An 11,677-nucleotide genomic window follows, 5' to 3' on the forward strand; every position below is an offset into this window, starting at 1 on the left:
TCGTGTCGGGTCTCAGCCGAGCGTTCTCGTCCGGCTGAGACCTTAGCGAACGGTGGATTCAGCGCTGTTTGGACGGTGCCTTCGGCTGGACCAGGCGCGAGCCCGTCCAGCTGCCGAGACTGATGGTCGAGGTCTGGGTCAGGCCGGCCGTGGGCGCGGCTTCGGCGATCTCGCTCGGATCGACGTGTCCCGGTTGACCGGTCTTGGGGGTGAGTACCCAGATGAAGCCCTCGTCGGCCAGCGGACTGATGGCATCCATCAGCTCGTCGGCCAGATCGCCGTCACCTTCTCGCCACCACAGCAGGACGGCGTCCACGACCTCGTCGGAGTCCACGTCGACCATCTCGCCGCCGCTGACCTCCTCGATCTCGGCGCGCAATGCGTCGTCTGTGTCCTCGTCCCAGCCCAATTCCTGAACGACCAAGCCGTGAGAAATGCCAAGCTTCTGAGCGTAGTTCTGCGCGTCCGCCGCGGCGACCACGGTGGTGTCCTCCCTAAACTGCCGACAGTAGATACGTGCAAGCGAACATGGTTATCGGCCGCAGCGCAAGCCGATCGGATGAATTGGGACCGTATGCCGCGTGTCGGCGGGACGAATTCAGCGGCTCTGGCAGGCGTCGTGGACGTCGGTGCGGGCCTGGTTGATCTTGCGGCTGGCGTCGTTGAGCTTGGCCACCTGGGAGCTGTAGGTCATCTTCCTGGTCTCGGCGGACAGTTCGCGCGCGGCGACCACGTAGGCGGTGAATTTCTCGCCCAGGTCGGCGGGCAGGGCGCCCGCGGCGGCGGTGACGCCGGTCTCGACCTTGGTGGCGGCGTTGTCGAGGGTGGTGGCCGCGGTCTCGCGCTTGGCGGCGTAGTCGGGGGTGTTGCGGTCGTGCGCGGTGACGAACTCGTTGAAGGCGGTCACGCCCGCGCCGGTGGTGGTGGGGAACTGGGTGCAGTTGTCGGTGATCGCCTTGGCCTGCGCGGCGGCGGCCTTGGACGCGGCGGCGGCGGAGGAGGACGCGGCGGCGGCGGTCTTGTACGCGGCGACCTCGGCGGCGTCGGTGGTCGGGGTGCCCGGCACCTGCTTGCCGCACCCGGCCACGACCATGCCCGCGGTCACGGCGACGGCGGCGCAGACCAGCCCCAGTCTGCGCGTGTCCAGCAGCCTCATCGTTCCCCCGATTCCTCTCGCTCGCCCGATCGCTCTCATGGTTCCATACCGGCCATCGCCGTCGTGCCGCGCTGTGGCTTTGTTCGGCTGTCATTCGATAGTCGGGTGATATGAATATGCTGCGTGTGCGGGGAAATGGGCCCGCGGGGGAGTGGCACGCCGTGGTCCGGCGGGGATACCGGGCAGTACCTGTTCGGCAGGGATGACCCGGGCAGCCTTTTCGGTAAGGATGGGAGTGCGCCCGAAACTTTCGTGACGGGTGGCCCGCACACCAAGCGGGCAGGCCCGGGGATAGCGACGCCAACAAGCAGTTCAGCCCCCAGTACGAGGAGCAGATTTGACCGACCTGATCCACTCTGATTCAGCGAATACCGCGAACGATCCCGCTGCGGCGGCACCCGCAGAGTCCGCCGCCAAGCCCACCGGTGAGCGCGTACGGGTGATCCGCGAGGGAGTGGCGTCGTATCTTCCGGATATCGACCCCGAAGAGACCAGCGAATGGCTGGAGTCCTTCGACGACATGCTCGACCGCGAAGGTCCGGGACGCGCCCGCTATCTGATGCTGCGATTGCTCGAGCGCGCCGGTGAACGTCGCGTCTCGATTCCCGCGCTCACCTCCACCGACTACGTCAACACCATTCCGACCGAGAACGAGCCGTGGTTCCCCGGCGACGAGGAGGTCGAGCGCCGCTACCGCGCCTGGATCCGGTGGAACGCCGCGATCATGGTGCACCGCGCGCAGCGCCCCGGCATCGGCGTCGGCGGGCACATCTCCACCTACGCGTCCTCGGCGGCGCTCTACGAGGTGGGCTTCAACCACTTCTTCCGCGGCAAGGACCATCCCGGCGGCGGCGACAGCATCTTCATCCAGGGTCACGCCTCGCCCGGTATCTACGCGCGCGCCTTCATGGAGGGCCGCCTGAGCACCGACCGGCTCGACGGTTTCCGGCAGGAGTACAGCCACGGCGGACCGGGCCACGGCCTGCCGTCCTACCCGCATCCGCGGCTGATGCCGGACTTCTGGGAATTCCCCACGGTGTCGATGGGCCTGGGCCCGATGAACGCTATCTACCAGGCCCGGTTCAACCACTACCTGCACGATCGCGGCATCAAGGACACCTCGGACCAGCACGTCTGGGCGTTCCTCGGCGACGGCGAGATGGACGAGCCGGAATCGCGCGGCCTGATCCAGGTGGCCGCCAACGAGGCGCTGGACAACCTGACCTTCGTGATCAACTGCAACCTGCAGCGGCTCGACGGTCCGGTGCGCGGCAACGGCAAGATCATCCAGGAGCTGGAGTCGTTCTTCCGCGGCGCGGGCTGGAACGTCATCAAGGTGGTCTGGGGCCGCGAGTGGGACGCGCTGCTCGGCGCCGACCGCGACGGCGCGCTGGTGAACCTGATGAACACCACCCCCGACGGCGACTTCCAGACCTACAAGGCCAACGACGGCGCCTACGTGCGCGACCACTTCTTCGGTCGCGACCCGCGCACCAAGGCGCTGGTCCAGAACATGTCCGACAGCGACATCTGGAACCTCAAGCGCGGCGGGCACGACTACCGCAAGGTCTACGCGGCCTACGCGGCGGCGATGGCGCACAAGGGCCAGCCGACGGTGATCCTGGCCAAGACCATCAAGGGCTACACCCTCGGCAAGCACTTCGAGGGCCGCAACGCCACCCATCAGATGAAGAAGCTGGCGCTGCAGGACCTCAAGGACTTCCGCGATCTGCAGCGCATCCCGATCACCGACGCCGAGTTGGAGAAGGATCCGTACCTGCCGCCGTACTACCACCCCGGCATGGACAATCCGGCCATCCAGTACATGCTCAGCCGGCGCCAGTCGCTCGGTGGGTTCGTGCCGGAGCGGCGCACGGCGCCCAAGCCGCTGACCCTGCCCGGCGACGAGGCCTACCGCTCGGTCCGCAAGGGTTCGGGCAAGCAGAAGGTGGCGACCACCATGGCGCTGGTGCGCCTGGTCAAGGAGCTGCTGCGGGACAAGGAGATCGGCAAGCGGATCGTGCCGATCATCCCCGACGAGGCCCGCACCTTCGGCATGGACTCGTGGTTCCCGACGCTGAAGATCTACAACCGCAACGGCCAGCTCTACACCTCGGTCGACGCGGAACTGATGCTCGCCTACAAGGAGAGCACCGTCGGCCAGATCATGCACGAGGGCATCAACGAGGCCGGTTCCACCGCGACCTTCACCGCGGCGGGCACCTCCTACGCCACTCACGGCGAGCCGATGATCCCGCTCTACATCTTCTATTCGATGTTCGGCTTCCAGCGCACCGGCGACAGCTTCTGGGCCGCCGCCGACCAGCTGGCGCGCGGTTTCGTCCTCGGTGCCACCGCGGGCCGCACCACGCTCACCGGCGAGGGCCTGCAGCACAACGACGGACAGTCGCTGCTGCTGGCGTCGTCGAACCCGGCGGTGGTGACCTACGACCCGGCGTTCTCCTTCGAGATCGCGCACATCATGCGCGACGGTCTGCGCCGGATGTACGGCGGTGCCACCCCCGAGCACAGCGAGCTGCCCGGCACGAACCCGCCCGAGAACGGCGCGTTCGCGGGGGAGAACATCTTCTACTACATCACCCTGTACAACGAGCCCTACCAGCAGCCCGCCGAGCCGGACGACCTCGACGTGGCCGGTCTGCTCAAGGGTCTCTACCTGTACCAGCGCGGTGGTGAGGGCAGTATCCGCGCCCAGATCCTGGTCTCCGGCGTCACCGTGCCCGACGGTCTGCGCGCGCAGGAGATCCTGGCGCAGGAGTGGGGCGTGGCCGCCGACGTGTGGTCGGTGACCTCCTACGGCGAGCTGCGCCGGGAGGCGCTGGACAAGGAGATCCAGGCGCTCAAGCACCCCGACACCGATCCGGGCGTCCCCTACGTCACCCAGGCGCTCGCGCCGACGCAGGGCCCGGTTGTGGCGGCCACCGACTGGATGCGCGCGGTCTCCGACCAGATCCGGCAGTGGGTGCCCGGCGACTACATCACCTTGGGCACCGACGGGTTCGGTTTCTCCGACACCCGCCCGGCCGCCCGCCGGGTGTTCAACGTCGACGCGCAGTCGATCGTGGTCGCGGTGCTCGAGGGCCTGGTCAAGGACGGCACCCTGGACAAGGCGAAGGCGGTGGAGGCGGCGGCGAAATACCGCATCGACGACGTCGCCGCCGCGCCGAAGCCCAGTGCGGACGCGGGCGAGGAACTCGCGTAGCGGACTATTGGACTGTGGAGCGCAAACCGCCGCGGCCCCGTCGGATCACCGAGGGCACCAGCGAACACGAGGTCTATCTGCCGACCGGGGCACTGTCCCCGAATCGGCAGACTCGTGATCCGCTGCCCGACACGCTGCTCAAGCGGGTCAAACAGTTCTCGGGCCGGCTGTCCACCGAGGCGGTGGGGTCGATGCAGGATCGGCTGCCGTTCTTCGCCGATCTGGACGCCGCGCAGCGCGCGGGCGTGCAGATGCTGGTGCAGACGGCGGTCGTGAACTTCCTGGAGTGGTTGCAGGATCCCGACTCCGACATCCGCTTCAGCCTGGACGCGTTCCAGGTGATCCCGCAGGATCTGGCGCGGCGGCTCACGCTGCGCCAGACCGTGGACATGGTCCGGGTGGCCATGGACTTCTTCGAGCAGTGGCTGCCCGCGCTGGCGCGCAACGACCGGCAGCTGGTGGCGCTCACCGAGGCGGTGCTGCGATACGGGCGCGAGCTCGGCTTCGCGGCCGCCTCGGTGTACGCCAGCGCGGCGGAGTCGCGGGGCGCCTGGGACACCAGGCTGGAGGCGCTGGTGGTCGACGCGGTGGTCCGCGGCGACACCGGCCCCGACATGCTCTCCCGGGCCGCCACGCTGAACTGGGACGCCACCGCGCCCGCCACCGTGCTGGTGGGGACGCCGCCCGCGGATCAGGGCGTGTCCACCGTGGGCGCGGTGCACGCCATCGCGACCAGGCACGGCCGGGCCGCGCTGGCGGTGGTGCAGGGCGCCCGGCTGGTGATGGTGGTCAGCGGCCATCTCGGGGACGCGGGCATCGGCTCGCCGTTCCTGTCCGATCTGCTGGCCGACGTGTTCTCCGACGGCCCGGTGGTGATCGGTCCGACCATGCGCACCCTCGGCGCCGCGCACGCCAGCGCCATCGAAGCGCTGGCGGGGATGGAGGCCGTGGTGGGCTGGCGAGCCGCGCCAAGGCCCGTTCACGCCTCGGAGTTGCTGCCCGAACGCGCCCTGCTGGGCGATAGAGCTGCGATCGAGGCGCTGAACGAGTATCTTGTGCTCCCGTTGGCATCGGCCGGATCTTCGTTATCCGACACACTCGACGCCTACCTGGATTGTGGCGGAGCAGTAGAAACGTGCGCGCGTCAGCTGTACGTCCATCCAAATACCGTTCGGTACCGTCTCAAACGAATCGGCGAGATCACCGGACGTGATCCCATGAATCCCCGAGACGCTTATGTGCTCCGAATCGCGGCCACAGTGGGCCGTTTGACACGAACCCATAACGAATCGTCACCCCCCGTCACAGAAACACCGCCTACCTCAGTGGGCCACGACCCCCTGTAACGAGATCGGCGAATCGGTCGATCGGGACAGCCCACCTCGGATTTTGTGGGACCCCTACAAAACCGATCCGAAAGCTTCATTCGCGCCGACATCTCGTGCGGCGGGGGTCACAGTGTTTTCTTAGGGAGTGATCGCGTTGTTCGCCCCTGGACAGGGGTCCCAGACACCCGGCATGCTCGCGCCCTGGCTCGCCCTCCCCGGTGCGACCGACCGCCTAGAGCTGTGGTCGAAGGCCGCAGGCCTCGACCTGGTCCGTCTCGGTACCACCGCGACGGCCGAGGAGATCGTCGACACCGCGGTGACCCAGCCGCTGGTCGTGGCGGCCGCGTTGCTCGCGTTCGCCGAAATCGCCCCCGAAACGATTCCGGCCGATACGATCGTCGCCGGACACTCGGTCGGCGAATTCGCCGCAGCCGCTGTCGCCGGCGTCATCTCCGCCGACGAGGCGGTCACCCTGGCCGCCATCCGCGGCAGGGAGATGGCCAAGGCGTGTGCGCTGGAGCCGACCGGCATGTCCGCAGTGCTCGGTGGTGATGAGGCCACCGTGCTCGCACGGCTCGCCGAGCTCGATCTCGTCCCGGCCAACCGCAACGCGGTCGGCCAGATCGTGGCGGCGGGTCGCCTGGAAGCTCTGGCGGAGCTCGCCGCGAACCCGCCCGAGAAGGCACGGGTCCGCGCATTGCCCGTCGCCGGTGCCTTCCACACCGCTTTCATGGCCCCGGCCCAGGATGCTGTCGCCGATGCCATCGCCCAGATCACGCCGAACGACCCGACCCGGACGCTGCTGTCGAACTTCGACGGCAAGCCGGTAACCTCGGGCGCCGACGCGATCGCCAAGCTCGCCGCCCAGGTCACCCGCCCCGTGCGGTGGGACCTGTGCACCGAGACCGTCCGCGCGGCAGCCGTCTCGGCTGTGGCCGAACTGCCACCGGCGGGCACCCTCGTCGGCATCGCGAAACGGGAGCTGAAGGGCACGCCCAACCTGGCCCTGAAGACTCCGGAAGACCTCCCCGCGTTGGCCGAAGCGGCCATCTCCGGTTAGCTTTCCCCCCGGCGGCCGCGCACGACGAGGTGCCGACCGTTCAGACCCCCTACAAATGAGAACAAGAAGGGAGCCACCAAAGTGGCCGCTCTGACCCAGGAACAGATCGTCGAAGAGCTCGGCAAGATCATCGAAGAGGTTACGGGTATCGAACCCTCCGAGGTGACTATCGAGAAGTCCTTCGTCGACGACCTGGACATCGACTCGCTGTCCATGGTCGAGATCGCTGTGCAGACCGAGGACAAGTACGGCGTCAAGATCCCCGACGAGGATCTCGCCAGCCTGAAGACCGTGGGTGACGCGGTCTCCTACATCCAGAAGCTCGAGGCGGAGAACTCCGACGCCGCCGCGGAGCTCAAGGCCAAGTTCGACGCCGAGTAGGGCTGAACCAGTGACCACTCCTTCCACCTTGAACGGGAATTTCCCCAACGTCGTCGTCACCAGCATGGCGGCGACCACGTCGATCGCGGGTGATGTCGATGCGACGTGGAAGGGACTCCTCAACGGTGAGAGCGGAATCGACGTTCTCGAGGATTCCTTCATCGAGGAATACGACCTGCCGGTGCGCATCGGCGGTCACCTGAAAGTCAGCCCCGACACCCTCCTGAGCCGGGTCGAGATCCGCCGTATGGCGTATGTCGAGCGCTTGGCGACCGTCCTCGGTCGCGAGGTGTGGAAGAACGCGGGCAGCCCGGAGGTCGACCCCGACCGCCTGGGCGTCGCGATCGGCACCGGCCTCGGTGGCGGCGACGCGCTGATCGACTCGGTCGACAAGCTGAAGAACGGCGGCTACCGCAAGATCTCGCCGCTGGCTGTTCAGATGGTCATGCCGAACGGTCCGTCGGCCGTCGTCGGTCTCGAGCTGAAGGCCAGGGCGGGAGTGGTCACTCCGGTCTCGGCGTGCTCGTCGGGTTCGGAAGCCATCGCCAACGCGTGGCGGATGATCGTGATGGGTGACGCCGACATGGTCGTCACCGGCGGTGTCGAGGGTTTCATCGACTCCGTGCCGATCGCGGCGTTCTCCATGATGCGGGCGATGAGTACGCGCAACGACGATCCCAAGGGTGCTTCGCGTCCGTTCGACAAGGACCGTGACGGTTTCGTCTTCGGCGAGGCCGGCGCGCTCATGACGATCGAGACCGAGGAGCACGCGAAGGCTCGCGGTGCCACCATCCACGCGCGTCTGCTGGGTGCCGGCATCACGTCCGACGGCTTCCACCTGGTCGCCCCCGATCCCGAGGGCACCGGTGCGGCCAGGGCGATGACCCGCGCGATGCAGACCGCCGGTCTGTCCAAGCAGGACATCACCCACATCAACGCCCACGCGACCGCGACCCCCATCGGCGACACCGCCGAGGCCAACGCGATCAACAAGGCTGTGGGCAACCACGCTTCGGTGTACGCGCCGAAGTCGGCACTGGGCCACTCGATCGGCGCCGTCGGTGCTCTCGAGTCCGTGCTCACCGTGCTCGCCATCAGGGACGGCGTCGTTCCGCCGACGCTGAACCTGGACAACCAGGATCCGGAGATCGACCTCGACGTGGTGCACGGGCAGGCCCGTCACCAGGAGATCGAGTACGCGATCAACAATTCCTTCGGTTTCGGTGGGCACAACGTCGCGCTCGCCTTCGGTCGGGCCTAGCCGCACCGATCGACTGCATCAACGATCTCCGGTGGGGGTCGCGCCAACTGAATGGCTCGACCCCCACCGGCGTTTCGCCTTACGCAGCCGCCGCCGCGGCGAGAATCTCAACGAAGGTAGGAGTGCACGCGATGACCATCATTGCTCCCGCATTTCACGACGCAACGACCGATCCGCGTGATCCGCTGGGCAGGCTCCAGCGCTTCTTCGACCCGGGCACGGTCCTTCCCTTGCATCCGCGGGACAAGTCCGGCGTGCTGGCCGCGATCGGCGAGGTCGACGGTGTCCGCACCGTGGCCTACTGCTCCGACGCGACCGTCATGGGCGGCGCGATGGGCGTCGAAGGCTGCAAGCACATCGTCGACGCGATCGACACCGCCATCGAGTCCGACCTCCCGGTCGTCGGGCTGTGGCACTCCGGCGGCGCCCGCCTGGCCGAGGGCGTCGAGGCGCTGCACGCGGTCGGCCTGGTCTTCGAGGCCATGGTCCGCGCGTCCGGCCTGGTCCCGCAGATCTCGGTGGTGCTCGGTTTCGCCGCCGGTGGCGCGGCCTACGGCCCGGCGCTGACCGACATCGTCATCATGGCGCCCGAGGGGCGGGTCTTCGTCACCGGTCCCGACGTGGTGCGTTCGGTGACCGGCGAGAACGTCGACATGGAGACCCTGGGCGGTCCCACCACACACTTCAAGAAGTCCGGCGTGTGCCACATCGCCGCCGACGACGAGGCCGATGCCCTGCATCGCGCCCGCAGGCTGGTCTCGATGTTCGCCGAGCAGGGCGAGTTCGACCTGGCGGTCGCCGCGCACGGCGACGTCGACCTGAAGGCGATGCTGCCCGCTTCGCCGCGGCGCGCCTACGACGTGAAGCCGATCATCCACGAGCTGCTCGACAACGTCGACGGCGAATCCTCCTTCGAGGAGCTGCAGGGCGGGTACGCGCGCAGCATGGTCGTCGGCTTGGGCCGCCTCGGTGGCCGCACCGTCGGCGTGCTCGCCAACAACCCGCTGCGGCTGGGCGGCTGCCTGAACTCCGAAAGTGCCGAGAAGGCTTCGCGTTTCGTGCGCCTGTGCGACGCGTTCGGTATCCCCCTGATCGTCGTCACCGATGTGCCCGGCTACCTGCCCGGTGTGGGTCAGGAGCTCGAGGGCGTCGTGCGCCGTGGCGCGAAGCTGCTGCACGCCTTCGCCGAGGCTCGCGTTCCCCGCGTCACCCTGGTGACCCGCAAGATCTACGGCGGCGCCTACATCGCCATGAACGCCCGCGCGCTCGGCGCGACCGCCGTGTACGCCTGGCCCGGTTCCGAGGTCGCCGTCATGGGCGCCAAGGCCGCGGTCGGCATCCTGCACAAGAAGGCGCTCGCCGCCGCCCCCGACGACGAGCGCGAAGCCCTGCACGAGCGCCTCACCGCCGAGCACGAGCAGATCGCGGGCGGCGTCGAACGTGCTGTCGCCATCGGTGTCGTCGACGAGGTCATCGACCCCGCCAAGACCCGCAGCACCATCGCCGCCGCCCTCGCCTCGGCCCCGGCCCGCAAGAGCCACCACAAGAACATCCCGCTCTGACCCCAGCGCGGTAGCTCATTCCCGACCGTCGCCTCTTCCCGAAAACGGAAGAGGCGACGGTCGTTTCGCATCCGTTCCCACGCGCTACGCCGAAAATTCGCGTGCGGTCCGATGCGCCGATCCCTAGCGTGGCCGCCACAGGCGAATGGAGGATCGGTGGTTCGGCGGAGTCCGCAGGAGAAGAAGGCGCTCAGTTACGCGCGGGATCGGCGTAACTGTTATGGGGAGAACGACAAGAGTTCGCGGAAGAACATTCCGTTGCGGAAGCGGCTGCGGAATCGGGTTGATCGGCGGCGGGAAGGTGTCTTCATCGGTGCGGTCGGGGCGGTGGATCTGGTGGCTGCCGAGCAGTGTGAGATCGACATGCTGGCCAAGGGGCGGCCGTCGTACTGGCGGAAGAGGCCGGACTTGCCGCTCGGTGAGGTCGTGGCGTTCAAGATGCGGCGGCGGTCGGGCGTGCGGCCGTCGTGGTGACACCTGACCTCCGGGTTCGGCTCAGGCGCGCATAATGGCAGGGTGCGCTACGAAGAACTCGCCGAGGTCCCGTGCTCGATCACGCGACCGCTGGTGATCTTCGGGGACCGGTGGACGCTGCTGATCCTCAAGTACTGCTTCACCGGAATCCGCCGGTTCAACGCGTTCCAGGGCGCGCTGGGGATCTCCCGTAGCCGGTTGCAGGATCGGCTCGACCGCCTGATCGAGCACGAGATCCTCGTCAAGCAGCCCGCGAAAGAGGGTGCCTACGAGGAATACCGGCTCACCGAGAAGGGCCACGCCATCTACCCGATCCTGATGGCCATCCGCGACTGGGGCGACACCTACATGGCCCCTGACGGCCCGCCGGTCGAGTACCGCCACAAGAATTGCACCGGCGAAGGACACGTCCACCTCACCTGCGACGAATGCGGCAACGAGGTCACCGCACGCGACATCGCCCCGGAACCGGGCCCGGGGCTCGCCGCGCGTTCGGCCTGAGGTTCTCGTCCGTCAGCTCGTGTGCCAGGTGATCTGGTCTTCGAGGGGGGCTCGGGCGGTGCGGAAGGTGTTGACGGGGTGGGTGGGGTCGGGGTAGCCGAAGGAGACGCCGAAGACGACCTTGCGGTGGGCGGGGAGGTCGAAGAAGTCGTGGAGGAAGGGGGAGTAGGAGGCCAGGGCGGCTTGGGGCGCGGCGCCGAGGCCCAGGGCCTGGGCGCCGAGCAGGAAGCTCTGGAGCCAGAGGCCGCAGTCGACGGCGCCGTAGACGCCGAGATCGGCTTCGGAGGTGACGATGGCGACGTGCGGTGCGTCGAACAGCTCGAAATTGCGCACCATCTGGCGCATCGTCTTCTCGTGGTCGCCCTTGGCGATGCCGACGCTGTCGTAGAGCTGGAAACCGCACGCCCGCCTGCGCTCCCGGTACACGCCCTCGTACTGGGCGGGGAACTCGAAATCCGGTGCGGTGCCGCTGGTCTGGATGTGTGCGAGCAGTTCCTTGCGGAAGCGCTCGGTGCCCTCGCCCGCGGTGACGACGACCTGCCACGGCTGGGTGTTGCACCACGACGGCGTGCGCCGGGTGAGGTTCAGCAGCCGGTCGATCAGCGCGCGGTCGACCTCGTCGGGCAGGAACTGCCTGCAGGACCAGCGGTCGTCGGCCAGGCGCTCGAGCGCGCCGAAGTCGGTGGGGTCGGACGGCGCCATGGGTCGGCTCCTTCACTCGGCCAGAAGAT

General features: G+C 68.0%; 11 protein-coding genes. 8 read left to right on the top strand and 3 right to left on the bottom strand.

Annotated features, from left to right (window positions below; all coding sequences use genetic code 11):
• Positions 1-58: 58 nt before the first annotated feature.
• Complete coding sequence (locus EL493_RS12710) at positions 59-481, bottom strand: DUF3052 domain-containing protein (RefSeq protein WP_019046005.1); 423 nt, start codon at positions 479-481, stop codon at positions 59-61.
• Positions 482-598: 117 nt separating this feature from the next.
• Positions 599-1,156 carry a hypothetical protein gene (locus EL493_RS12715; protein WP_019046006.1) on the bottom strand — a complete coding sequence of 186 codons (558 nt, stop codon included), beginning with the start codon at positions 1,154-1,156 and terminating at the stop codon, positions 599-601.
• Between the two features lie 337 nt (positions 1,157-1,493).
• On the opposite strand from EL493_RS12715, the gene aceE reads away from it, so the two are divergent.
• From aceE to EL493_RS12755, 8 genes are all read left to right on the top strand, one after another.
• Positions 1,494-4,379, top strand: a complete 2,886-nt coding sequence (gene aceE / locus EL493_RS12720; protein WP_022567258.1) for a pyruvate dehydrogenase (acetyl-transferring), homodimeric type — start codon at positions 1,494-1,496, stop codon at positions 4,377-4,379.
• Positions 4,380-4,423: 44 nt separating this feature from the next.
• Positions 4,424-5,725 carry a PucR family transcriptional regulator gene (locus tag EL493_RS12725; RefSeq protein ID WP_174436016.1) on the top strand — a complete coding sequence of 434 codons (1,302 nt, stop codon included), beginning with the start codon at positions 4,424-4,426 and terminating at the stop codon, positions 5,723-5,725.
• A gap of 127 nt (positions 5,726-5,852) precedes the next feature.
• A complete protein-coding gene (locus EL493_RS12730) occupies positions 5,853-6,767 on the top strand; it encodes an ACP S-malonyltransferase (protein ID WP_022567259.1) in 915 nt (304 codons plus the stop codon).
• An 81-nt stretch (positions 6,768-6,848) separates the two neighbouring features.
• Complete coding sequence (gene acpM, locus EL493_RS12735) at positions 6,849-7,148, top strand: meromycolate extension acyl carrier protein AcpM (RefSeq protein ID WP_019046010.1); 300 nt, start codon at positions 6,849-6,851, stop codon at positions 7,146-7,148.
• A 10-nt stretch (positions 7,149-7,158) separates the two neighbouring features.
• Positions 7,159-8,409, top strand: a complete 1,251-nt coding sequence (locus tag EL493_RS12740; protein WP_019046011.1) for a KasA/KasB family beta-ketoacyl-ACP synthase — start codon at positions 7,159-7,161, stop codon at positions 8,407-8,409.
• A 131-nt stretch (positions 8,410-8,540) separates the two neighbouring features.
• Positions 8,541-9,971, top strand: a complete 1,431-nt coding sequence (locus tag EL493_RS12745) for an acyl-CoA carboxylase subunit beta (RefSeq protein ID WP_019046012.1) — start codon at positions 8,541-8,543, stop codon at positions 9,969-9,971.
• A gap of 156 nt (positions 9,972-10,127) precedes the next feature.
• On the top strand, positions 10,128-10,445 hold the full coding sequence (locus EL493_RS12750; RefSeq protein WP_022567260.1) for a hypothetical protein: 318 nt from the start codon (positions 10,128-10,130) through the stop codon (positions 10,443-10,445).
• A 42-nt stretch (positions 10,446-10,487) separates the two neighbouring features.
• Positions 10,488-10,946 carry a winged helix-turn-helix transcriptional regulator gene (locus tag EL493_RS12755; RefSeq protein ID WP_019046014.1) on the top strand — a complete coding sequence of 153 codons (459 nt, stop codon included), beginning with the start codon at positions 10,488-10,490 and terminating at the stop codon, positions 10,944-10,946.
• A gap of 12 nt (positions 10,947-10,958) precedes the next feature.
• On the opposite strand, the gene EL493_RS12760 is transcribed toward EL493_RS12755, so the two are convergent.
• Positions 10,959-11,648, bottom strand: coding sequence for a nitroreductase (locus EL493_RS12760; protein ID WP_019046015.1), 690 nt, complete (start codon positions 11,646-11,648; stop codon positions 10,959-10,961).
• Positions 11,649-11,677: the final 29 nt, after the last annotated feature.

Source organism: Nocardia asteroides (genome assembly GCF_900637185.1).
GTDB lineage: Bacteria > Actinomycetota > Actinomycetes > Mycobacteriales > Mycobacteriaceae > Nocardia > Nocardia asteroides.